General features: G+C 65.0%; 7 protein-coding genes and 5 pseudogenes. All 12 read left to right on the top strand.

The features are described from left to right. Positions 1 to 5: 5 nt before the first annotated feature. Positions 6 to 1394: pseudogene (locus AADZ78_RS29100) on the top strand (polyketide synthase dehydratase domain-containing protein); the annotation flags it as partial. Between the two features lie 42 nt (positions 1395 to 1436). Next, on the top strand, positions 1437 to 2375 hold the full coding sequence (locus AADZ78_RS29095; RefSeq protein ID WP_423752186.1) for an MDR/SDR family oxidoreductase: 939 nt from the start codon (positions 1437 to 1439) through the stop codon (positions 2373 to 2375). Beyond that, positions 2372 to 2596, top strand: a pseudogene (locus tag AADZ78_RS29090) (KR domain-containing protein); the annotation flags it as partial. The gene AADZ78_RS29095 and the pseudogene AADZ78_RS29090, both read left to right, overlap by 4 nt. A 99-nt stretch (positions 2597 to 2695) precedes the next feature. Next, positions 2696 to 9699: pseudogene (locus AADZ78_RS29085) on the top strand (SDR family NAD(P)-dependent oxidoreductase). Between the two features lie 14 nt (positions 9700 to 9713). Beyond that, a pseudogene (locus AADZ78_RS15550) lies at positions 9714 to 16625 on the top strand (SDR family NAD(P)-dependent oxidoreductase); the annotation flags it as partial. A 308-nt stretch (positions 16626 to 16933) separates the two neighbouring features. Then, positions 16934 to 18217 carry an IS110 family transposase gene (locus tag AADZ78_RS15545; RefSeq protein WP_085253334.1) on the top strand — a complete coding sequence of 428 codons (1284 nt, stop codon included), beginning with the start codon at positions 16934 to 16936 and terminating at the stop codon, positions 18215 to 18217. 31 nt (positions 18218 to 18248) lie between these two features. Then, positions 18249 to 20210 (top strand): annotated as a pseudogene (locus AADZ78_RS15540) (acyltransferase domain-containing protein); the annotation flags it as partial. Between the two features lie 431 nt (positions 20211 to 20641). Further along, complete coding sequence (locus tag AADZ78_RS15535) at positions 20642 to 21274, top strand: hypothetical protein (protein WP_085250923.1); 633 nt, start codon at positions 20642 to 20644, stop codon at positions 21272 to 21274. A 77-nt stretch (positions 21275 to 21351) separates the two neighbouring features. Further along, the gene (locus AADZ78_RS15530; RefSeq protein ID WP_085250922.1) at positions 21352 to 22794 is read left to right on the top strand and encodes a DDE-type integrase/transposase/recombinase; all 1443 of its coding nucleotides are present in this window, start codon (positions 21352 to 21354) and stop codon (positions 22792 to 22794) included. A 38-nt stretch (positions 22795 to 22832) separates the two neighbouring features. Beyond that, the gene (locus tag AADZ78_RS15525; protein WP_239655017.1) at positions 22833 to 23606 is read left to right on the top strand and encodes an ExeA family protein; all 774 of its coding nucleotides are present in this window, start codon (positions 22833 to 22835) and stop codon (positions 23604 to 23606) included. Between the two features lie 134 nt (positions 23607 to 23740). Continuing rightward, a complete protein-coding gene (locus AADZ78_RS15520; RefSeq protein ID WP_085250921.1) occupies positions 23741 to 24367 on the top strand; it encodes a hypothetical protein in 627 nt (208 codons plus the stop codon). 77 nt (positions 24368 to 24444) lie between these two features. After that, complete coding sequence (locus AADZ78_RS15515) at positions 24445 to 25887, top strand: DDE-type integrase/transposase/recombinase (protein WP_085250922.1); 1443 nt, start codon at positions 24445 to 24447, stop codon at positions 25885 to 25887. The last annotated feature ends 6 nt before the right edge of the window (positions 25888 to 25893 follow it).

Raw genomic sequence — 25893 nt, 5'->3', positions numbered from 1 at the left:
GCAGGGTGGATGCTGCACGCCGAGGGGATGTTGGGGCCCACCGGTGGTGGTGCGGTAGGGCGGATTTGTCGGTGTGGCCCCCCCTCGGTGCGGTGGGGGTGGATGTTTCCGATGTGTATCCGGGGTTGGCCGGGCGTGGTTATGAGTATGGTCGGGCGTTTCAAGGACTTGAGGCGGTATGGCGGCGGGGACGGGAGGTTTTCGCTGAGGTCATCGTGCCCACCGATGCCGGGCTGCAAGTCCAGGGATTCGGGATACATCCAGCACTGTTGGATGCGGTGCTACACGCCGCGCTGACACTGGACACCAATACCGGGGCGATGGTGTTGCCGTTTTCCTGGCAGGACGTCACGTTGCATGCCACCGGCGCAACCCACCTGCGTGCCCGGATCGCGTTGCTGGACACCGGGGATGAGGGTGCGGGACAGGCGGTCTCGATCGAGGTGGCCGATAACACCGGGGTGCCGGTGTTATCGGTAGGGGCGTTGCTGACCCGCCCGGTCACCACGGAGCAGTTGCAGGCCGCGGCCGCCGCAGCGGGTGGGGGTCAGGGGTTGTTGGAGTTGGTGTGGTCACCGCTGGTGCTCGACGACAGTACCGGTCGGGATTCAGACCCGATACCGGTGATGTCGTGGAACGACTTTCACGCCACCAACACCAACACCGACACCGACACCACCGACACCGCCACCGACACTGAGGCCGCTGGTGGTGGGGGTGTGGTGGTGTGGCAGTGCGGCGGTAGTGGTGGTGGGGGTGGGGATGTGGTGGGGTCGGTGCACGCGGTCACCCATGCGGTGTTGGCGGTGTTGCAGTCGTGGCTGGGTCGCGATCAGACCGCGGTGTTAGTGGTGGTGACTCGTGGTGCGGTGGGGTTGGCCGGTCAGGACGTCACCGATCTGGCGGGGGCGGCGGTGTGGGGGTTGGTGCGCTCAGCACAGGCCGAGCATCCGGGCCGGATCGTGTTGCTCGACACCGACATTGATATTGATCTTGATGGCGGCCCGGATGCCTCGATTGACTGGATTGGGTTAGCGGGGTTAGGCGAGCCGCAGCTGGTGGTGCGCGCCGGGGTGGCCTATGGGGGGCGGTTAGCGGCGGTGGCGCCGGTGTTGGAGTTGCCGCAGCCGGGTGTGGGGTGGCGGTTGGCCGCGGGTGGTGGAGGGACTTTTGAGGATGTGGTGGTGGCGCCGTGTCCGCAGGCGCTGGCACCGTTACAGGCCGGACAGGTCCGGGTGGATGTGCGCGCGGTGGGGGTGAATTTCCGGGATGTGTTGGTGGCGTTGGGAATGGTTCCGGGTCAGGATCCGGTGTTGGGTGGGGAGGGTGCCGGGGTGGTGTTGGAGGTGGGTGCGGGGGTGACCGGTGTGGGGGTAGGCGATGCGGTGTTGGGGTTGTTGGGTGGGGTGGGTGCGGTGGCGGTGGTTGATGCGCGGATGCTGGCTCGGGTGCCCTCGGGGTGGTCGTTTGCTGAGGCGGCGGGGGTGCCGGTGGTGTTTTTGACGGCGTGGTACGGGTTGGCGGATTTAGCGGGCCTGGGTGCGGGGGAATCGGTGTTGGTGCATGCCGCTACCGGCGGGGTGGGGATGGCCGCGGTCCAGTTGGCCCGGTTGTGGGGTGCGCAGGTGTTTGTGACCGCGAGCCGCGGTAAGTGGGACACGCTGCGCGCCATGGGGTTTGACGATGACCACATCGGTGATTCCCGCACCCTGGAGTTCGAGGAGAAGTTTTTGGCCGTCACCGGGGGCCGTGGGGTCGATGTGGTGCTCAACTCGTTGGCCGGGGAGTTCGTCGATGCCTCGTTGCGGTTGTTGGCCGGTGGTGGGCGGCTTATCGAGATGGGTAAGACCGATATCCGTGATCCACAACTGATCGCCGCCGAGTACCCCGGCGTGGTCTACCACGTGATTGATCTGCCCGAGGTCCATCCGGCGCGCATCCGCCAGATGTTGGTCGAGGTGATGGGGTTGTTTGGGGCCGGGGTGCTGCAGCTGTTGCCGATGCGTAGCTGGGATGTGCGCCATGCGGTAGAGGCTTACCGGTTTGTGAGCCAGGCGCGTCATGTCGGCAAGGTGGTGTTGACCATGCCCGCGACGTTGACCGACACCCTGGCGCAAGGCACGGTGTTGGTGACCGGGGGCACCGGGATGGCCGGTGCGGTGTTGGCCCGGCATGTGGTGGCCGCCTACGGGGTGGGTCATGTGGTGTTGGCCAGCCGGGGCGGAGACACCGCACCAGGCGTCACGCAGGTGGTGGCCGAGTTGGAAGCATTGGGGGCGCGGGTGTCGGTGGCGGGCTGTGATGTGGCCGATGCCGATGCGGTAGCGGGGTTGGTGGCCGGGTTGCCGCAGGGGTTCCGCCGTGGTGTGGGGTGATTCATGCCGCGGGGACACTCGATGACGGGGTGGTTACCTCGTTGACCCCGGAACGCATCGATACCGTCTTGGCGGCCAAGGTCGATGGCGCCTGGAATCTGCACGAGGCGACCCAGGGTTTGGGGTTGTCGATGTTTGTGTTGTGTTCCTCGTTCGCGGGTGTGACCGGTGCCCCAGGGCAGGGCAATTACGCGGCGGGCAACGCGTTTTTGGATGCACTGGCGGCGCATCGGCGAGCCAGCGGATTAGCGGGGACCTCACTGGCGTGGGGGTTATGGGAACAGACCAGCGCGTTGACCGGGCATCTGGGTGGTCGTGATGTGGCGCGGATGAATCGTAGTGGGATAGCGGCGATGAGCACCGGGCAGGCGGTGGAATTCTTTGATGCCGCGCTGGTGTCGGATCGCCCCGCAGTGGTGGCGGCCCGGTTGGATCCAAAAGCGTTGGATGACAGCAATATTGCGCTGCCACGGTTGTTTGACAACCTGATCCGCCGATCCCGGCGCCGGATCGAAACCGACACCAGCGCGTCGCTATCAGCGCTAGCGCAGCGCCTGGCCGGCCTCGACGCGGACCAGCGCCAGCAGGTGATGGTCGAGGTGGTATGCGGTCAGGCCGCGGCCGTGCTGGGCCATCCCAACAGCACGGATATCGACGCCGAAAAAGCGTTTCAGGATTTAGGGTTTGACTCACTGACCGCCGTGGAGCTGCGCAACCGGCTCAAAACCCTGACCGGGCTGACGTTATCGCCCACCCTGGTCTTCGACTACCCCACCCCCGCCGGGTTGGCGCGGCATTTGGGGCAGCGAGTCAGTGGGTCGGTGCCAGTGGCGGTGCCGATACCGGCGGCGGCGGCGCGGGTAGGCATGGCAGTTGATGAGCCGGTCGCGGTGGTGGGGATGGCGTGCCGGTTTCCCGGCGGGGTGGATTCCCCGGAGGCGTTGTGGGATCTGGTGAGTGGCGGGGTGGATGCGATGGGTGAGTTCCCGTCGGATCGGGGCTGGAATCTGGGGGGTTGTTTGATCCTGATCCCGATGCGGTGGGTAAAACCTACACCCGCTACGGCGGGTTCCTCGACGAGGCCGCCGACTTTGATGCGGAGTTTTTCGGGATCAGCCCGCGTGAGGCGCGGGCGATGGATCCCCAGCAGCGGTTGTTGTTGGAGTGTTCGTGGGAGGCGTTGGAGCACGCCGGGATTGACCCGAAATCGTTGAGGGGCAGCCCGACGGGGGTGTTCACCGGGATCATCGCGCAGGGGTATGGGGTCGGGGCGGGCCGCGATATGGGGGGGTATGGGTTGACCGGGTCGACGACCAGTGTGGCCTCGGGGCGGGTGGCTTATGTGTTGGGGTTGGAGGGTCCGGCGGTGTCGGTGGATACGGCGTGTTCGTCGTCGTTGGTGGCCATTCATCAGGCTGTTGCGTCGTTGCGGTTGGGGGAGTGTGAGTTGGCGTTGGCCGGTGGGGTGACGGTGATGGCCACCCCGGCGGGGTTTGTGGAGTTTTCCCGGCAGCGGGGGCTGGCCGCCGATGGGCGGTGTAAGTCGTTCGCCGCTGCCGCGGATGGGACGGGGTTTTCTGAGGGTGTCGGGGTGGTGGTGTTAGCGCGGCTCTCGGAAGCGCGCCGGTTGGGGTATCCGGTGTTGGCGCTGGTGCGGGGTTCTGCGGTGAATCAGGATGGGGCTTCTAATGGGTTGACCGCGCCCAATGGGCCCTCCCAGCAGCGGGTGATTGCCGCGGCGTTGGCCAATGCGGGGTTAACGCCAAGAGATGTGGATGTGGTCGAGGCCCACGGGACGGGCACCGTATTGGGCGATCCCATTGAGGCTCAGGCGTTGTTGGCCACCTATGGGCAAGACCGCCATGGCGGTGAGCCGTTGTGGTTGGGGTCGATCAAGTCGAACATGGGTCACGCGCAGGCCGCGGCCGGGGTGGCCGGGCTGATCAAGATGATCGAGGCGATGCGCCATGCGGTGATGCCGAAAACATTGCATGTGGATACGCCGTCTTCCCAGGTGGATTGGGAGTCCGGGGCGGTGTCGTTGTTGACCCAGGCGCGGCCATGGCCGGCGGCGGCGGGTCGACCGCGCCGAGCCGGGGTGTCCTCGTTCGGGATCAGTGGCACCAACGCGCACGTGATTGTCGAGGCGGCCCCACCCGAACCGGCGGATTCCGAAGACTCGGGGCCGGGGTCGGGGGTGGGGTTGTCGGTGCTGCCGTGGGTGATCTCGGGGCGATCGGCGCAGGCGTTAGCGGCTCAGGCGGAACGGTTGGCGGGGTTGGTGGCTGCCGATGAGGGGTTGGGTGTGCTGGATGTGGGGTGGTCGTTGACGTCGCGGTCGGTGTTTGAACATCGAGCGGTGGTGGTGGGGGCTGATCGAGAGCAGTTGCTGGCCGGGTTGGCGGGGGTGGCTGGCGGTGAGCCAGGCGTTGGTGTGGTGCTGGGTCGGGCGGGGTCGGTGGGGAAGACGGTGCTGGTGTTTGGCGGCCAGGGCTCGCAATGGGTGGGGATGGGCCGGCAGTTGTTGGAGGTGTCTGCGGTTTTTGCCGAGCAGATGCGCCGCTGTGAGCAGGCGTTGGCGGGGTTTGTGTCGTGGTCGTTGCTGGATGTGGTGCGTGGGGCGGCGGGGGCGCCGGGGTTGGAGCGGGTGGATGTGGTGCAGCCGGTGTTGTGGGCGGTGATGGTGTCGCTGGCGCGGTTGTGGGAGTCGGTGGGAGTGGTACCGGATGCGGTGTTGGGCCATTCGCAGGGGGAGATCGCCGCGGCGTATGTGGCCGGGGCGTTGTCGTTGACCGATGCGGCGGCGGTGGTGGCGCTGCGTAGCGCGTTGTTGGCGTCGTTGGCCGGGGCGGGGGCGATGGTGTCGTTGGCGTGTTCGGCGGGGCGCGCTCAGGAGTTGGTGGCCGGGGTGGGTGATCGGGTTGCTGTGGCGGCCGTGAACGGGCCTGCGGCGGTGGTGGTTTCTGGTGAGCTCGACGCGGTGGAACAGGTGATGGCCGCGGCGCAGGCGGTGGGGGTACGGGCGCGGCGGTTGGCGGTCGATTATGCGTCGCATTCGGTGCAGGTTGAGGTGATTGAGCAGCGGTTGGTCCAGGCGTTGGCGGGTATCACGCCGCGTTCGTGTGGGGTGGAGTTTTTCTCCACGGTCACGGGTGGGTTGGTCGATACCGCGGGCTTGGATGGCGGGTATTGGTATCGCAACCTGCGTCAGACGGTGCAGTTGGAGGCGGCGCTGCGCTGTGCGGTGGGGCGCGGGTATCAGGTGTTTGTGGAGGCCGATCCGCATCCGGTGTTGGCCGCTGCGATTGAGGACACCCTGACCGCCCAGGGTGTTGCGGGTGTGGTGGTGGCGACGTTGGGTCGTGATCAGGGTGGGTTGGATCGGTTTTGGTTGTCGGTGGGTCAGGCTTTTGTGGCCGGGGTGGGGGTCAATTGGGCGGCGGTGTTCGCCGGTTGTGGGGCCAAGCGGGTGGGGTTGCCGACGTATGCGTTTGTGCGGCAACGGTATTGGCTGGACGGGGTGTCGGTGGGTGGTGGTGATGTGGGTGGTGTGGGTCTGGGTGGGGCCGGCCATGGGTTGTTGGGTGCGGTGATCGCGCGTCCGGATACCGGTGGGGTGGTGTTGACCGGGCGGTTGTCGCTGGCGGCACAGCCGTGGCTGGCTGATCATGCGGTGGGTGGGGTGGTAGTGCTCCCGGGGGCAGGGTTTGTGGAGTTGGTGGTGCGTGCCGGCGATGAGGTGGGCTGTGAGCGGGTGCAGGAGTTGGTGTTGGCCGCGCCGCTGGTGCTAGCCCCGGGTGAGGCGGTGTCGGTGCAAGTCGTGGTCGATGGCGCGCACGACGACGGGTCGCGGGCGGTGTCGGTGTATTCACGCAGCAGCCGGGCCGGGGCAGGGTGGATGCTGCACGCCGAGGGGGTGTTGGGGCCCACCGGTGGTGGTGCGGTGGGCGCGGATTTGTCGGTGTGGCCCCCCCACGGTGCGGTGGGGGTGGATGTTTCCGATGTGTATCCGGGGTTGGCCGGGCGTGGTTATGAGTATGGTCGGGCGTTTCAAGGACTTGAGGCGGTATGGCGGCGGGAACGGGAGGTTTTCGCTGAGGTCATCGTGCCCACCGATGCCGGGCTGCAAGTCCAGGGATTCGGGATACATCCAGCACTGTTGGACGCGGTGCTACACGCCGCGCTGACACTGGACACCAATACCGGGGCGATGGTGTTGCCGTTTTCCTGGCAGGACGTCACATTGCATGCCACCGGCGCAACCCACCTGCGTGCCCGGATCGCGTTGCTGGACACCGGGGATGAGGGTGCGGGACAGGCGGTCTCGATCGAGGTGGCCGATAACACCGGAATGCCGGTGTTATCGGTAGGAGCGTTGCTGACCCGCCCGGTCACCACTGAGCAGTTGCAGGCCGCGGCCGCCGCGGCCGCTGGCGGGGGGGTGGGTCAGGGGTTGTTGGAGTTGGTGTGGTCACCGCTGGTGCTCGACGACAGTACCGGTCGGGATTCAGACCCGATACCGGTGATGTCGTGGAACGACTTTCACACCACCAACACCGCCGACGACGACACCGACACCAACACCAACACCGCTGGTAGTGCTGGTGGTGGGGGTGTGGTGGTGTGGCAGTGCGGCGGTAGTGGTGGTGGGGGTGGGGATGTGGTGGGGTCGGTGCACGCGGTCACCCATGCGGTGTTGGCGGTGTTGCAGTCGTGGCTGGGTCGCGATCAGACCGCGGTGTTAGTGGTGGTGACTCGTGGTGCGGTGGGGCTGGCCGGTCAGGACGTCACCGATCTGGCAGGGGCGGCGGTGTGGGGGCTGGTGCGCTCAGCACAGGCCGAGCATCCGGGCCGGATCGTGTTGCTCGACACCGATAGTGACGTTGATCTTGATGGCGGCCCGGATGCCTCGATTGACTGGATTGGGTTAGCGGGGTTAGGCGAGCCGCAGCTGGTGGTGCGCGCCGGGGTGGCCTATGGGGGGCGGTTAGCGGCGGTGGCGCCGGTGTTGGAGTTGCCGCAGCCGGGTGTGGGGTGGCGGTTGGCCGTGGGTGGTGGAGGGACTTTTGAGGATGTGGTGGTGGCGCCGTGTCCGCAGGCGCTGGCGCCGTTGCAGGCCGGGCAGGTGCGGGTGGATGTGCGCGCGGTGGGGGTGAATTTCCGGGATGTGTTGGTGGCGTTGGGAATGTATCCGGGTCCCGATCCGGTGTTAGGCGCTGAGGGTGCCGGGGTGGTGTTGGAGGTGGGTGCGGGGGTGACCGGTGTGGAGGTAGGCGATGCGGTATTGGGGTTGATGGGTGGGGTGGGTGCGGTGGCGGTGGTTGATGCGCGGATGCTGGCTCGGGTGCCGGCGGGGTGGTCGTTTGCTGAGGCGGCGGGGGTGCCGGTGGTGTTTTTGACGGCGTGGTACGGGTTGGCGGATTTAGCGGGCCTGGGTGCGGGGGAATCGGTGTTGGTGCATGCCGCTACCGGCGGGGTGGGGATGGCCGCGGTCCAGTTGGCCCGGTTGTGGGGTGCAGAGGTGTTTGTGACCGCGAGCCGCGGTAAGTGGGACACGCTGCGCGCCATGGGGTTTGACGATGACCACATCGGTGATTCCCGCACCCTGGAGTTCGAGCAAAAGTTCATGGAAACCACCGGCGGGCGCGGGGTGGACGTGGTGCTCAACGCGCTGGCCGGGGAGTTCAACGATGCCTCGCTGCGGCTACTGGCCAGTGGGGGACGGTTTATCGAGATGGGCAGGACCGATATCCGTGATCCACAACTGATCGCCGCCGAGTACCCCGGCGTGGTCTACCACGTGATTGATCTGCCCGAGGTCCATCCGGCGCGCATCCGCCAGATGTTGGTCGAGGTGATGGGGTTGTTTGGGGCCGGGGTGCTGCAGCTGTTGCCGATGCGTAGCTGGGATGTGCGCCATGCGGTAGAGGCTTACCGGTTTGTGAGCCAGGCGCGTCATGTCGGCAAGGTGGTGTTGACCATGCCCGCGACGTTGACCGACACCCTGGCGCAAGGCACGGTGTTGGTGACCGGGGGGACTGGGATGGTGGGTGCGGTGTTGGCTCGTCATGTCATCACCGTTTATGGGGTGGGTCATGTGGTGTTGGTCAGCCGGTCGGGGGATGCGGCCCCGGGAGCGGCCGCGTTGGTGGCGTCGTTGCACGAGGCGGGGGCTACCCGGGTCGAGGTGTTGGCTTGTGATGTGGCTGATTCCGATGCGCTGGATCAGTTGATGACTCAGTTAGAGCAGCACTGGCCGCCGTTGACTGGGATCATTCATGCCGCGGGTGCTCTCGATGATGCGGTGGTTACCTCGTTGACACCGCAACGGGTGAACACGGTGTTAGCCGCCAAGGTGGATGCGGCGTGGAATCTGCATCAAGCAACCCGTGATCTAGGGTTGTCGATGTTTGTGCTGTGTTCCTCGATGGCTGGAATACTGGGTAACCCAGGACAAGCCAACTATGCAGCAGCTAACACGTTTCTGGATGCGTTAGCCACCTGCCGACGCGCGGCCGGACTCCCCGCTATATCGCTGGCGTGGGGGCTCTGGGAACAAGCCAGCGCGATGACCGCGCATTTGGGTGGGCGTGAGGTCTTACGAATCACTCGCGGCGGGATAGCCGCGATGACCGCCCAGCAGGCCGTCGAACTCTTCGATACCGCACTGGTATTGGACCACCCCGTGGTGGTGGCCGCCCGGCTGGACCGGGCCGCGCTGGCCAACCCGGCCACCAGCCAAGGGCTACCACCATTGTTCGCCAACCTACTCAACTACCCCCGACGGCGCCTGATCGACCACGACACCACCACCACCGCTACCTCAGCGTTAGCGCAGCGTCTGCATGGGCTGGGCGTTCATGAGCGCCGTGAGGTGTTGGTGGAGTTGGTGTGTTCACAAGTAGCGGCGGTGTTAGGCCGTCCCGGACCCCAAGACATCGCACCCGAACTAGCGTTTCAAGACTTAGGGTTCGACTCGCTGACCGCAGTCGAGCTCCGTAACCGCCTCAAAACCACTACCGGGCTAACTCTTTCACCCACCACGATCTTCGATTACCCCACCCCGACCGTACTGGCCGAATACCTGGACCAGCACTTTGAAGGTAGTAGTTCAAACGCTAGCCCAGACGAGAACGCGCGGGATAACGAGATCCAGCGCCTCATTGCATCCATTCCGGTCAGACGATTAAGAGCAGAGGGTGTCCTCGAGATCCTTCTTGGAATGGTTGGTGATCAGGACCAACCCCAACAAGACGCCGAACCAACCAGTTCAGCCATGACACTTGATGACCTCGTGAACATAACCGCGACATACGAGAATTGATAGGTATATCCCAGATGGACACGCAACTTGCCAAGGCCACCGACGCCCTTCAGAAGGCCGTAAAGCAAGTCGAGCGCCTAACACAGCAGAATCGTGCACTAATTGCCCGTTCCTCTGAGCCGGTGGCGATTGTGGGGATGGGGTGCCGGTTTCCGGGTGGGGCAGACTCGCCGGAACGGTTCTGGAATGTGGTGGCCGGGACCCGTGACGTGGTGTCGGAGTTTCCCACTGATCGGGGCTGGGATGTGGATGGGTTGTTTGACCCTGACCCAGACGCGGTGGGTAAAACCTACACCCGCTACGGCGGGTTCTTGCATGACGCCGGCGAGTTCGACGCCGGATTCTTCGGGATCGCCCCCGGCGAAGCATTAGCAATGGATCCCCAACAACGACTGTTATTGGAGTGCTCCTGGGAAGCCCTAGAAAACACCGGAATCGACCCCACGACTCTGCGAGGCTCACCCACCGGTGTATTCGCTGGAATTATCGGACAGGTCTACGGAAGTGGGGCCACCGAGGCAAACGCCTACGTGTTGACCGGTTCACTGCCGAGTGCGGCCTCGGGGCGGGTGGCGTATGTGTTGGGGTTGGAAGGCCCTGCGGTGTCGGTGGATACGGCGTGTTCGTCGTCGTTGGTGGCGCTGCATTGGGCGGTCCAGTCGTTGCGTTCGGGGGAGTGTGATCTGGCGCTGGCCGGCGGGGTGACGGTGATGGCCACCCCGGCAGTGTTTGTGGGGTTTTCCCGGCAGCGCGGACTATCCGCCGATGGGCGGTGCAAAGCGTTTGCTTCGGGTGCTGATGGGACGGGTTTTTCCGAGGGCGCTGGGGTGGTGGTGTTGGAGCGGTTATCGGATGCGCGGCGGTTGGGTCATGAGGTGTTGGCGGTGGTGCGGGGTAGTGCGGTCAATCAAGACGGGGCTAGTAATGGGTTGACTGCGCCTAATGGTCCTTCTCAGCAGCGGGTGATCCGGGCGGCGTTGACTAATGCTGGGTTGAGTGCGGCCGAGGTGGATGTGGTGGAGGCGCATGGTACTGGCACGGTGTTGGGCGATCCTATTGAGGCTCAGGCGATCTTGGTGACTTATGGCCAGGACCGTGATCCGCAATGTCCGTTGTGGTTGGGATCGGTTAAGTCCAATATGGGGCACACTCAGGCCGCGGCCGGGGTGGCCGGGGTGATCAAAATGGTCCAGGCGATGCGTCATGGGGTGTTACCGGCCAGCTTGCATATTGATCAGCCGTCCCCGCATGTGGATTGGTCAAGCGGTCACGTGCAGTTGTTGACCGAGTCTCGGCCTTGGCAGGTCGATGCGCGTCCCCGCCGAGCGGCGGTGTCTTCGTTTGGGATTAGCGGCACCAATGCACATGTGATCTTAGAAGAGCCCGCGAAGGCCGAAGTTGGGGAGGCGGCCGAAGATTCTGTGCCCGATGGGTCATCTGTGTTGGCGTGGGTACTTTCGGCGAAATCAGCGGCAGCGTTAACCAGTCAAGCTCGACGGTTATTGGACTTTGTGACGTCCAACCCCGGACTTCGTCCCCGTGATGTGGGTTGGTCGCTGACCCAGCGGTCGGTGTTTGATCATCGCGCTGTGATCTTTGGCCCAGACCAGCAGAGCTTACTGGCCGGGTTGAGCGGGCTAGCCAACGATCAACCCGTCACTAATCTGGCTGTGGGACATGGCTTGTCGGCGGGCAAAACCGTGATGGTCTTTCCCGGTCAAGGCTCGCAATGGCTGGGCATGGGTGTGCAGCTCTATGACGAGTTGCCGGTGTTCGCGCGGGCTTTTGATGAGATCGCTAAGGCCCTCGATACGCATTTGCGGTTGCCGTTGCGTGAGGTGGTGTGGGGTGCCGATGCGGGGTTGTTGGATAGCACCGAGTTTTCCCAGCCGGCGTTGTTTGCGGTGGAGGCAGCCTTGTTTGCGGTGTTGCAGCACTGGGGTGTGGTTGCTGATTTCGTGATGGGTCATTCGGTGGGGGAGTTCAGCGCGGCCTATGCCGCCGGGGTGTTATCGCTTGAGGATGCCGCGATGTTGGTGGCTGCGCGGGGCCGGTTGATGCAAGCCTTGCCCGCCGGTGGGGCGATGATCGCGATCAACGCCACCGCCGAAGAGATCGAGCCCTTGTTGGTGGCCGGGGTAGGGATCGCGGCGATTAATGGCCCCGATTCGGTGGTGATTTCCGGTGAGCAAGCGGCGGTAGAAGGCATCGCTGAAGGGTTAGCGGCTCAGGGTCGGCGGACACGTCGACTGGCGGTTTCACATGCGTTTCATTCTCCGTTGATGGAACCGATGCTCGAGGAGTTCGAGCGGATAGCCGCCCGCACCACAGTGAACCCGCCACAAATCGCGGTGATTTCGAATGTCACTGCACAGCCGGCCGGACCGGAGTTCGCCTCAGCGCAGTACTGGGTGCAGCACATCTGTCAGCCGGTCCGCTTCAGTCAAAGCGTCAAATACCTGCAAAGCCAAGGAGTGACACACTTCTTAGAGGCCGGCCCAGGAAGTGGATTAACCGCGGCAATAGAGCAGTCAGTGGCGCCAACACAAGCGGTAATAACCACAGGGCTAGGCAAAGACCGCCCCGAACTAACGTCATTGCTCACCGCAACAAGCCAGGCCTTTGTCGCCGGGGTAGCAGTCAACTGGCGTTTAGCGCTTGCCGGTGGACATCGGGTGCAGTTGCCTACCTATGCTTTTGAGCGGCGTCGTTATTGGTTACAACCCAACGCGGTGGGGGCTTTTGATCCGGCCGGGCTGGGCCTGGGTGGGGCCGGGCATGGTTTGTTGGGCGCGGTAATCCACCACCCTGAGACCGGCGACGTGATCTTGACCGGGCGACTATCCCAATCAACCCAGCCCTGGCTGATCGATCATGTCGTGTCGGGAGTGGTGCTGTTCCCCGGCACCGGATTCGTCGAACTTGCACTTCGCGCCGGTAATGAGGTCGCATGTCCGATGGTGCGGGAGCTCACGATGGAGGCGCCGTTGGTCTTCGCCCTTGAGGGGGCACGACAGATTGAGGTGGTGCTGCATGCGGCGGGTGAGGACGAAAGGCGGGACTTTTCCATTCATTCGCGTGCCGAACTCGGCACGGACCAGTCGTGGATCCTGCACGCAAGAGGAGTCGTAGCACCGCAGTCCACGAGCCCGAGTGCGAGTGAAATCGCTGGGCAGTGGCCACCGATAGGTGCTGAACTGGTCGATAGTGCAGGTGCGTACGAGGCGCTGGCGGAGCGCGGCTATTACTACGGGCCGGCGTTTCAGGGCGTGACCAGTGTCTGGCAGCGGGGTCAGGAAGTATTCGCTGAGATCGCCGCGCCAGAGGAGGTATCCAAGGAACTTGGCCACTTCGGGATCCACCCGGCCCTCCTTGATGCTGCGTTGCAACCAGGGACTCTGACAGATGGTGCAGATACGACGCCCTTGCCGTTCTCGTGGGAAGGGGTTTGTTTGTGGGCGACGGGAGCGTCGGCCTTGCGGGTGCATATCGCTCCGTGTGGGGACGACCGGGTGTCGTTATTGGCGGCTGAGCCGGACGGACGGCCCGTGTTCTCGGTGGCATCGTTGCAGACTCGACCGGCGTCGGCGCAGCAACTAGCAGATGCTGGTGGTTCTGCGGTGTCAGATGGGTTGTTGGAGGTGGTGTGGTCACCGGTAACACCACCGCATCAGCTACCGGCGCTCTCGGTAGCCTCGTGGGAAGACGTGGCCTCTGACGACGAGCCTCTCATCGCAGACGTAGTGCTCCTGGACTGCGGCCCGTCCATCGGCGACACCGATACGGTCCAGCGAACCCATCAGTTGACGCATCAGGTGCTGGGGGTATTGCAGACCTGGCTGGGCCAACAACGGTTCGACTCGGGAACATTGCTGATCGTTACGCGGGGCGCCGTCATGCTGCCTGGTGACACGGTCTCGGATCCGGGCGGCTCGGCGGTGTGGGGGTTGGTGCGGTCGTCGCAATCAGAAGATCCCGGCCGCGTAATCATCGTCGATGCTGACCAATCGGACTTCGACGTCACGGCGGTGGTGGCAGCGCAGGAGCCGCAGGTCGTGGTGCGGGGTGGGGTCGTGCATGCCGCACGTCTGGCCCGGAGTCAAGTCGAGACGCAAGCCGAGCGAGATCGCTCGAGGTCGTTCCCTGATGTGGTTCTAGTTACCGGGGGCACAGGCGGTTTGGGTGCGGAGCTCGCGCGACACCTGGTGACCAAACGGGGTGTGCAACGGCTGGTACTGGCCAGTCGGCGTGGGCCAGATGCGCCCGGTGCGGCTCACCTGCAAGCCGAGCTGTCGGAGTTAGGTGCGGACGTGCGGATCGCGGCCTGCGACGTCTCCGACCGAGCCGCCGTGCACGAGTTGGTGGCCTCCATTCCCGGATTGACCGGGGTCATACATACCGCGGCGGTGATCGATAATGGGTTAGTCCCATCGTTGACAGCGGACCGGATCGACACAGTGCTGGCCGCCAAGGCCGACGCGGCGTGGTATCTGCATGAAGCGACCGAGAATCTCGACCTCTCGGTTTTCGCCATGTATTCGTCGGAAGCCGGTGTCCTCGGAGGCGCAGGACAAGGCAACTATGCGGCCGCCAACTGTTTTCTCGACGGCCTCGCCGCGTATCGGCGGTCGCGTGGACTAGTCGGGCAAGCGATCGCGTGGGGCATATGGGCGCAAAGCAGACAGTTCATCGACGGGGTCGAGCTGGCCCGTCTCGACCGGACCGGGCTGGCCCCAATATCAACGAAGCTGTGGCTGCAATGGTTTGACGAAATAACCGCGTCAGATCACATCTCTGTGGTCGCGGCACGGCTGGACCTCTCCGCGTTGCGAAGGGAGGCCGGGGCCGGACAACTTCAGCCGATGTTGCGAGGGTTGGTGGCTGGGATGCGCTTACCAGCCGGCCAAGGTCCAGCACAAGGGAGGCTGCGCAGGCGGTTGCAAGGACTATCCGAGTCTGAACAAAAACAGATACTCGTCGATCTGGCGCGCAGTGAGGCCGGGGTCGTGTTGGGGCATGACGCAGCTGCCATCAATCCTGACACCACATTTCAAGACTTGGGATTTAACTCCTTAAGCGCAGTTGACCTGCGTAATCGACTGAAAACCGCTACCGGGCTTACCCTTTCACCCACCTTAATCTTCGACTACCCCACTCCCAATGCGTTGGCGACGTATCTGGGCGAGCAGCTCATGGGTTTGGCGTTGCCGGTGCGCGCGTCGGTGGCGCGGGCACGGGTGGGTCTGGATGAACCGGTGGCGATTGTGGGGATGGGGTGTCGGTTTCCGGGTGGGGTGGATTCGCCTGCGGGCCTATGGGAGATGGTGGCCGACGGCCGGGATGTGATCTCGGAGTTCCCCGCTGATCGGGGCTGGGATGTGGATGGGTTGTATGACCCTGACCCAGACGCGGTGGGTAAGACCTACACCCGCTGGGGCGGGTTCTTACATGACGCTGGCGATTTCGACGCCGCGTTCTTCGGTATCACTGCGCGCGAGGCGTTGGTGATGGATCCCCAACAGAGGTTGTTGCTGGAGTGCTCCTGGGAAGCGTTGGAACGCGCCGGGATTGACCCCGGCTCGCTGCGGGGATCAGCAACCGGAGTATTCACTGGGCTCACAGGCTCTGGTTATGCACAAAGCTGGAGTGGGGCCCCCGAGGAGGTGGATATCTACGGCGTGACCGGGCAGGTCCTGAGTGTGGCATCGGGACGGGTCGCCTACGTTTTGGGCCTGGAAGGCCCGGCGATATCGGTGGACACGGCGTGCTCGTCATCATTGGTGACACTGCATTGGGCAATACAGTCGTTGCTCTCGGGGGAGTGCGATTTGGCATTAGCCGGTGGGGTGGCGGTGATGGCGTCTCCGGCGGGCTTCGTGGGATTTGCGCGCCAGCGGGCAATATCACCGGATGGGCGCTGCAAAGCGTTCGCCGACGCCGCTGACGGGACCGGGTTTTCCGAGGGCGTCGGGGTCTTGGTGGTAGAGCGGCTTTCCGACGCTCGCCGGCTGGGTCATGAAGTGTTGGCGATAGTTCGGGGTAGTGCGGTCAATCAAGATGGCGCCAGCAATGGGTTGACCGCGCCTAACGGCCCCTCACAGCAAGGGGTGATCCGGGCGGCATTAGCCAACGCCGGGTTAACCCCAGCCGAGGTAGATGTGGTAGAGGCTCATGGCACCGGCACGGTGTTAGGCGATCCCATTGAGGCCCAAGCAATCCTGGCGACTTACGGCCAAGACCGCGACCCGCAACGACCGTTGTGGTTGGGATCGGTCAAATCCAACATGGGGCACACTCAGGCCGCGGCCGGGGTAGCCGGAGTGATCAAAATGGTCCAAGCGATGCGCCATGGGGTGCTACCGGCCAGCCTGCACATCGATCAACCATCCCCGCATGCGGATTGGTCAAGCGGCCACGTGCAGTTGCTAACGCAGGCTCAACCCTGGCCAGCTGATCATCATCCACGTCGGGCGGGGGTGTCGTCGTTTGGGATCAGCGGCACGAATGCACACGTGATTTTGGAGGAGCCGTCGCTAGGTGAAACCACCACCGTAATAACGAACTTCAGCGATGTCGGGTTGTCGGTGGTGCCGTGGGTAGTGTCGGCGAGGTCGGAATCGGCGTTGACTGGGCAAGCGCAGCGGCTGCTGGACTTTGTGCACGCTGAGCATGGCTTGGATCCGGTGGATGTGGGGTGGTCGTTGACGTCGCGGTCGGTGTTTGAACATCGAGCGGTGGTGGTGGGGGCTGATCGAGAGCAGTTGGCGGCGGGGTTGGCCGGGGTCGCCGGCGGTGAGCCGGGGGTTGGTGTGGTGATGGGTCGGGCGGGATCGGTGGGGAAGACGGTGGTGGTCTTTGGCGGCCAGGGCTCGCAATGGGTCGGGATGGGCCGGCAGTTGTTGGAGGTGTCTGCGGTTTTTGCCGAGCAGCTGCCAAGGGGGCTGCACCCCGGCGTGGGGGATGAAAATTAGTCCGGGGCGTTCGGCTTGGTAGCCGTGGTGGCGGGTTGCTTCTCGGAGCGGGTTGGGTCGACGCTTGTGGGGTGTTTCGGCGGACCCCGTTGCGTCTGTGTTGCCGGTGAGTACGGCGAGCAGCTTGGTGGCGGAGAGCACCCCTGTGGTTGTGCGGGGGCCGTGGATTGTTGCCTGTGAGCACGCGAGAGAGACTCCTGTCTTTGTTTGGCTCTCCCCGAAACACGCTCCACGACAATAGTTCTGGATGGAAGGTGATGGTCATGGAGGTGGTTCATCCGCGGTGTTCGGGCATTGATGTCTCCAAGAAGGACGCCAAGGTATGTGTCCGGGTGCAGGGTCAGGGTCGGCGGGGCACGTCGACGACGGTGAGCACGTGGGGGTCGACCACCGGCGAGATCCTGGCGTTGCGGGAGCACCTGATCGCCGAACGGGTCAGTTGTGTGGTGATCGAATCCACGTCGGATTACTGGAAACCGTTTTATTACCTGCTCGAAGGCCAGCTGAACGTGATGCTGGTCAACGCTAAAGCGGCGCGCAATGTGCCCGGTCGTAAGACCGATGTCTCCGATGCGGCGTGGCTGGCCGATCTGGGCGCACATGGGCTGCTGCGGGCCTCGTTTGTGCCACCGGAGCCGATTCGGGTGTTGCGGGATCTGACTAGGGCGCGCACCACCATCACTCGAGCGCGCACTAAAGAGATCCAGCGGCTGGAAAAGCTGCTCGAAGACACCGGGATCAAACTCTCGGCGGTGATCTCCGACATCGTCGGGGTGTCGGGGCGGGCGATGCTTGAAGCACTCATCGCCGGGCAGCGCGACCCGGCGGTGATCGCCGATCTGGCCAAAGGGCAGATGCGCCAGAAGATTCCCGCGCTCACCGAGGCGTTGCGCGGACGGTTTAACGACCATCACGCGTTTATGGCGCGGCTCTACCTGGATCGCATCGATGCCCATGCTGCCGACATCGCTCGCCTCGATGCGCGCATTGAGGAGGCGATCAAACCCTTTCAGGCCGTCCGGGAACTGCTGATGAGCATCCCGGGCTGGTCGCGAATCGTCGCCGATGTGTTCATCGCCGAAACCGGCGCCGATATGAGCGTGTTCCCCACCGCCGCACACCTGGCGTCGTGGGCCGGGGTGGTGCCCGGCTGCAACGAATCAGCGGGCCGGGTCAAATCAGCCGCCACCCGCCCCGGCAACCATCACCTCAAGGCCGCCCTGGGCATAGCTGCCCTATCGGCCGCGCGTAGTAAAGACACCTACTACAGCGTCCGCTATCGACGCATCGCCGGCAGGCGGCCCGTTCAAACGCGCAGGAAGAAACCACGACGCAACTCCTTACCCGCCCTGATCGCCCTGGTCAGCCTCGAACACAAGATGCTCACCGATGCATGGAACATGCTGGTAAACGGTGCTTTCTACCGTGACCCCGGTGCTGACTACTACACCCGACACCAGCCCGCGCGAACCAAGACCAAAGCCATCAAGCAACTAGAACGCCTGGGATACAAAGTGACTCTCGAACCACTCACCGAAGCCGCATAACGCCCGGGGGCAGCCACTCACCCGCTTCGGGTCACCTTCATTTTCGAGAGAGATGCGCCGCTGTGAGCAGGCGTTGGCGGGGTTTGTGTCGTGGTCGTTGCTGGATGTGGTGCGTGGGGCGGCGGGGGCGCCGGGGTTGGAGCGGGTGGATGTGGTGCAGCCGGTGTTGTGGGCGGTGATGGTGTCGTTGGCGCGGTTGTGGGAGTCGGTGGGAGTGGTACCGGATGCGGTGTTGGGCCATTCGCAGGGGGAGATCGCCGCGGCGTATGTGGCCGGGGCGTTGTCGTTGACCGATGCGGCGGCGGTGGTGGCGCTGCGTAGCGCGTTGTTGGCGTCGTTGGCCGGGGCGGGGGCGATGGTGTCGTTGGCGTGTTCGGCGGGGCGCGCTCAGGAGTTGATGGCCGGGGTGGGTGATCGGGTTGCTGTGGCGGCGGTCAACGGGCCTGCGGCGGTGGTGGTTTCTGGTGAGCTCGACGCGGTGGAGCAGGTGATGGCCGCGGCGCAGGCGGTGGGGGTACGGGCGCGGCGGTTGGCGGTCGATTATGCGTCGCATTCGGTGCAGGTTGAGGTGATTGAGCAGCGGTTGGTCCAGGCGTTGGCGGGTATCACGCCGCGTTCGTGTGGGGTGGAGTTTTTCTCCACGGTCACGGGTGGGTTGGTCGATACCGCGGGCTTGGATGGCGGGTATTGGTATCGCAACCTGCGTCAGACGGTGCAGTTGGAGGCGGCGCTGCGCTGTGCGGTGGGGCGCGGGTATCAGGTGTTTGTGGAGGCCGATCCGCATCCGGTGTTGGCCGCTGCGATTGAGGACACCCTGACCGCCCAGGGTGTTGCGGGTGTGGTGGTGGCGACGTTGGGTCGTGATCAGGGTGGGTTGGATCGGTTTTGGTTGTCGGTGGGTCAGGCTTTTGTGGCCGGGGTGGGGGTCAATTGGGCGGCGGTGTTCGCCGGTTGCGGGGCCAAGCGGGTGGGGTTGCCGACGTATGCGTTTGTGCGGCAACGGTATTGGCTGGACGGGGGGTCGGTGGGTGGTGGTGATGTGGGTGGTGTGGGTCTGGGTGGGGCCGGCCATGGGTTGTTGGGTGCGGTGGTGGCGCGTCCGGATACCGGTGGGGTGGTGTTGACCGGGCGGTTGTCGCTGGCGGCACAGCCGTGGCTGGCTGATCATGCGGTGGGTGGGGTGGTGGTGCTCCCGGGGGCAGGGTTTGTGGAGTTGGTGGTGCGTGCCGGCGATGAGGTGGGCTGTGAGCGGGTGCAGGAGTTGGTGTTGGCCGCGCCGCTGGTGCTAGCCCCGGGTGAGGCGGTGTCGGTGCAAGTGGTGGTCGATGGCGCGCACGACGACGGGTCGCGGGCGGTGTCGGTGTATTCACGCAGCAGCCGGGCCGGGGCAGGGTGGATGCTGCACGCCGAGGGGGTATTGGGGCCCACCGGTGGTGGTGCGGTGGGCGCGGATTTGTCGGTGTGGCCCCCCCTCGGTGCGGTGGGGGTGGATGTTTCCGATGTGTATCCGGGGTTGGCCGGGCGTGGTTATGAGTATGGTCGGGCGTTTCAAGGACTTGAGGCGGTGTGGCGGCGGGGACGGGAGGTTTTCGCTGAGGTCATCGTGCCCACCGATGCCGGGCTGCAAGTCCAGGGATTCGGGATACATCCAGCACTGTTGGATGCGGTGCTACACGCCGCGCTGACACTGGACACCAATACCGGGGCGATGGTGTTGCCGTTTTCCTGGCGTGAGGTCACGTTGCATGCCGCGGGCGCAACCCACCTGCGTGCCCGGATCGCGTTGCTGGACACCGGGGTTGAGGGTGCGGGACAGGCGGTCTCGATCGAGGTGGCCGATAACACCGGAATGCCGGTGTTATCGGTAGGGGCGTTGCTGACCCGCCCGGTCACCACAGAGCAGTTGGCGGCCGCAGCCGCGGCGGGTGGGGGGGATCGGCAGGGGTTGTTGGAGTTGGTGTGGTCACCGCTGGTGCTCGACGACAGTTGTTGACCGTCTCATTGGATGACGACCACGGGGTTGCTGTTCGTCATTGAGTTTGCCGATGTGGTTCTGGGCTTCAGCGCTGGGTTGATCTTGTTCGTGTGCACCGTCAGTGTGGCGAGGAACTGATGGGTGCGCGACACCCCGCTGAGTCTTTGGCGGGACTGCGGGGTGCCGCGCTGTAGTGCTCGGAGGCACCGATGGTGACGGTAGAGGTCGATCCTGTCCGCGTCGAGTCCAGGTTGTTGACCGTCTCATTGGATGACGACCACGGGGTTGCTGTTCGTCATTGAGTTTGCCGATGTGGTTCTGGGCTTCAGCGCTGGGTTGATCTTGTTCGTGTGCACCGTCAGTGTGGCGAGGAACTGATGGGTGCGCGACACCCCGCTGAGTCTTTGGCGGGACTGCGGGGTGCCGCGCTGTAGTGCTCGGAGGCACCGATGGTGACGGTAGAGGTCGATCCTGTCCGCGTCGAGTCCAGGTTGGCTGCTGGGGAGATTGGGTGTCCCGGTTGCGGCGGTGTGCTGGGTGGCTGGGGTCATGCCCGTGCTCGAAGGATCGCCGGGTTGGCCGATCTGGTTCGGCCGCGGCGAGCCCGTTGCCGGGCGTGCGCGGTGACGCATGTGTTGTTGCCGGTGAGTGTGTTGCTGCGCAGAGCCTATGCAGCGGAACAGATTTGGTCTGCATGGAGCGCCCGCACTGATGGGTTGGGGCATCGCCGGATCGCGGCGGTGATCCGGGTGCCGGCAGCCACTGTGCGGGGTTGGTTGCGCCGGGCGGCGGATCGGCTAGAGGCGATCAGGAACTGGTTCTTGGGCATCGCAGTGACCGCAGGGGTGGACGTGGTGATCCCCGACGGGGCGGGGTGCCCATGGCGCGATGTGCTGGCCGCGGTTGAAACCGCCGCGACGGCGATCCGGTTGCGTTTCGGCGCGCTCGGGTTGCTCGGCGCGGTGACGGCGGGCCGGGTGGCTGTGGCGGCCAGTGGCGGTCGGCTGCTGGCGCCGGGCTGGCCGCCGCCACGTGGCTGGGCCGCTGCAACACGAATCGCCCCTGACGCTGGCATCGGGTGATCGGTGATCCTCACCAAGGCGCCTGCCCGGCAAACCGTTTCGGGCAGGCCTTCGACTGGAGAAGGAGAACCGAGAAGATGTCGTTGGAGGAGCACAAGCGCCGTGAGCGGGCGCAGGCGATCGGGTTGTTCCGCTATCAGCTGATCTGCCCGGCCCTCGATGCGGGGCTGTCCACCAAGCAGCGCGGCAAGTTGGTGCGCCAAATCGCCGCGGGTACCCATACCGATCCGTTCGGCAACCAGGTGCGGGTCTCGCGGGAGACGCTGGACCGCTGGATTCGCCGCTACCGCGGTGGTGGGTTCGAAGCGCTGCTACCCGAGCCGCGGCGGCTGGCCGCCCGCACGGATGCGCAGGTGCTGGAGCTGGCGGCCTCCCTCAAACGGGAAAACCCGACCCGCACCGCCACCCAGGTGGCTCGCATCCTGCGCACCGCCACCGGGTGGGCGCCCTCGGAGTCCACCCTGCTGCGCCTTTTCCACCGGCTAGAGCTGATGGGACGCGGTGCCGGCGAGGCGCCGGCGGTGTTCGGCCGGTTCGAGGCCGCCAACCCCAACGAGCTGTGGGTCGGAGACGCGCTACACGGGCCGCGGGTCGGGGACCGCAAAACCTACCTTTTTGCCTTTCTTGACGATCATTCTCGATTAGCGGTCGGCTACCGGTTCGGCTTTTCTGAAGACACCGTGCGGCTGGCCGCCGCGCTGCGCCCCGCGCTGGCGGCCCGCGGGGTCCCAGCCGGGATCTACGTGGATAACGGCAGCGCTTTCGTCGATGCCTGGTTGTTGCGGGCATGCGCGAAACTCGGTGTGCGCCTGGTCCATTCACAACCCGGTCGACCCCAAGGACGGGGCAAGATCGAACGGTTTTTCCGCACCGTGCGCGAACAGTTCCTGGTTGAGGTCACCGACACCACCAGCGAGGACCTCGCTGCTGCCGGGGTGGATCACGCCACCGCGCTCTTGGAGCTCAACCGGCTGTTTGTGGCCTGGACCGAAACCGAATACCACCGCCGTACCCATACCGAGACCGGGCAGCCTCCGCTGGCCCGCTGGGACGCCGGCTTCGACCGGCTGGGGCGTACCCCGGCCATGCCGAGCGCCGATGATTTGACCGAGGCGTTCTTGTGGTCGGAATACCGCGTGGTCACCAAGACCGCCACCGTATCGCTGCACGCCAACACCTACCAAGTCGACTCGGCGCTGGTCGGGCGCAAGGTGGAGCTGGTGTTTTGCCCGTTCGATCTGGAAACCGTGCAAGTCCGCTACCACGACAAGAGCTACGGAAAAGCCCTGCCGCACACCATTTCCCGCCACGCCCATCCCAAGGCCAAACCGGAGACCCTCGAACCCGAGCCGCCGCCGGCAACCGGTATCGACTATCTGGAGTTGACCGCCACCGCCCACCATGAGCAGCTGCGCCACGATGAACGCATCGGCTATCACGCCCTCTACGGTGACAATGACCAGATCCCCGGCCAGCTGTCCCTCGACGATATCGATGACAAGGGCGGGATATCAGCGTGAGTATTCAACGGCTGCAATCACATTGGGGTTTCACCCGGATGCCGTTCGGGCGTGACCTGGCCCCGGCCATGCTGCATCGCCATGCCGGGCACGGCGAGGCGGTCGCCCGCATCAGCTGGTGTGTGGACCAGCGCGCGATCGGGGTGATCACCGGCGAGGTCGGAGCGGGCAAAACCGTGGCCGTGCGGGCGGCCACCACCGCGCTGGATCCCTCCCGGCATGTGTTCATCTACCTGGCCAACCCGACCGTCGGGGTGCGCGGCATGCTCACCCACATCGTGGCCACCCTCGGGCACACCCCGGCCTTCCATAAGTCCACCCTGGCCCCGCAAGCCTCTGAGGCATTGGCCACCGAGCACGCCGAACGTGGACGCTCACCGGTGCTTGTGATCGACGAGGCACACCTGCTCGATAATCAACAGCTCGAATCGATCCGGCTGCTCACCAACCACGACATGGACTCCGGATCCCCGTTCGCGGTCGTGCTCATCGGCCAGCCCAGCCTGCGCCACCGACTTCGGCTAGGCGTGCTCGCCGCGTTGGATCAGCGCATCGCGGTGCGCTACACCATCGCCGGAATGAGTGGCACCGACACCGCCGACTACATCGGCCATCACTGCAAAATCGCCGGGCGTTCCGACACCCTGTTCTCCCAGGACGCGATCGGGCTGATCCACAACGCCTCCCGCGGTCACCCGCGTGCGGTCAACAACCTGGCCCTACACGCGCTAACCGCCGCGTTCGCTGCCGATCACTCCATCGTCGACGAGAAGGCAGCCCGTATCGCTATCGCCGAAACCGCGGCGGACTGAATCTAATTCGCGTCAAACCGACCAGGACCGCATCAACTCGACCGGCACCCCGTCACCACGCCCACCACGGCCCCGCTCACCACACCGAGCGGGGCCGTTCTCATAACCCGATCGTCGTCAACCCCGACGACGCCATCGTCGTCATCGAAAGAGACGCGCAACAGTCCAGGTTGGCTGCTGGGGAGATTGGGTGTCCCGGTTGCGGCGGTGTGCTGGGTGGCTGGGGTCATGCCCGTGCTCGAAGGATCGCCGGGTTGGCCGATCTGGTTCGGCCGCGGCGAGCCCGTTGCCGGGCGTGCGCGGTGACGCATGTGTTGTTGCCGGTGAGTGTGTTGCTGCGCAGAGCCTATGCAGCGGAACAGATTTGGTCTGCATGGAGCGCCCGCACTGATGGGTTGGGGCATCGCCGGATCGCGGCGGTGATCCGGGTGCCGGCAGCCACTGTGCGGGGTTGGTTGCGCCGGGCGGCGGATCGGCTAGAGGCGATCAGGAACTGGTTCTTGGGCATCGCAGTGACCGCAGGGGTGGACGTGGTGATCCCCGACGGGGCGGGGTGCCCATGGCGCGATGTGCTGGCCGCGGTTGAAACCGCCGCGACGGCGATCCGGTTGCGTTTCGGCGCGCTCGGGTTGCTCGGCGCGGTGACGGCGGGCCGGGTGGCTGTGGCGGCCAGTGGCGGTCGGCTGCTGGCGCCGGGCTGGCCGCCGCCACGTGGCTGGGCCGCTGCAACACGAATCGCCCCTGACGCTGGCATCGGGTGATCGGTGATCCTCACCAAGGCGCCTGCCCGGCAAACCGTTTCGGGCAGGCCTTCGACTGGAGAAGGAGAACCGAGAAGATGTCGTTGGAGGAGCACAAGCGCCGTGAGCGGGCGCAGGCGATCGGGTTGTTCCGCTATCAGCTGATCTGCCCGGCCCTCGATGCGGGGCTGTCCACCAAGCAGCGCGGCAAGTTGGTGCGCCAAATCGCCGCGGGTACCCATACCGATCCGTTCGGCAACCAGGTGCGGGTCTCGCGGGAGACGCTGGACCGCTGGATTCGCCGCTACCGCGGTGGTGGGTTCGAAGCGCTGCTACCCGAGCCGCGGCGGCTGGCCGCCCGCACGGATGCGCAGGTGCTGGAGCTGGCGGCCTCCCTCAAACGGGAAAACCCGACCCGCACCGCCACCCAGGTGGCTCGCATCCTGCGCACCGCCACCGGGTGGGCGCCCTCGGAGTCCACCCTGCTGCGCCTTTTCCACCGGCTAGAGCTGATGGGACGCGGTGCCGGCGAGGCGCCGGCGGTGTTCGGCCGGTTCGAGGCCGCCAACCCCAACGAGCTGTGGGTCGGAGACGCGCTACACGGGCCGCGGGTCGGGGACCGCAAAACCTACCTTTTTGCCTTTCTTGACGATCATTCTCGATTAGCGGTCGGCTACCGGTTCGGCTTTTCTGAAGACACCGTGCGGCTGGCCGCCGCGCTGCGCCCCGCGCTGGCGGCCCGCGGGGTCCCAGCCGGGATCTACGTGGATAACGGCAGCGCTTTCGTCGATGCCTGGTTGTTGCGGGCATGCGCGAAACTCGGTGTGCGCCTGGTCCATTCACAACCCGGTCGACCCCAAGGACGGGGCAAGATCGAACGGTTTTTCCGCACCGTGCGCGAACAGTTCCTGGTTGAGGTCACCGACACCACCAGCGAGGACCTCGCTGCTGCCGGGGTGGATCACGCCACCGCGCTCTTGGAGCTCAACCGGCTGTTTGTGGCCTGGACCGAAACCGAATACCACCGCCGTACCCATACCGAGACCGGGCAGCCTCCGCTGGCCCGCTGGGACGCCGGCTTCGACCGGCTGGGGCGTACCCCGGCCATGCCGAGCGCCGATGATTTGACCGAGGCGTTCTTGTGGTCGGAATACCGCGTGGTCACCAAGACCGCCACCGTATCGCTGCACGCCAACACCTACCAAGTCGACTCGGCGCTGGTCGGGCGCAAGGTGGAGCTGGTGTTTTGCCCGTTCGATCTGGAAACCGTGCAAGTCCGCTACCACGACAAGAGCTACGGAAAAGCCCTGCCGCACACCATTTCCCGCCACGCCCATCCCAAGGCCAAACCGGAGACCCTCGAACCCGAGCCGCCGCCGGCAACCGGTATCGACTATCTGGAGTTGACCGCCACCGCCCACCATGAGCAGCTGCGCCACGATGAACGCATCGGCTATCACGCCCTCTACGGTGACAATGACCAGATCCCCGGCCAGCTGTCCCTCGACGATATCGATGACAAGGGCGGGATATCAGCGTGAGTATTC

Source organism: Mycobacterium riyadhense (assembly GCF_963853645.1).
Lineage (GTDB): Bacteria > Actinomycetota > Actinomycetes > Mycobacteriales > Mycobacteriaceae > Mycobacterium > Mycobacterium riyadhense.
This window is presented reverse-complemented; position numbering and strand designations above follow the sequence as displayed.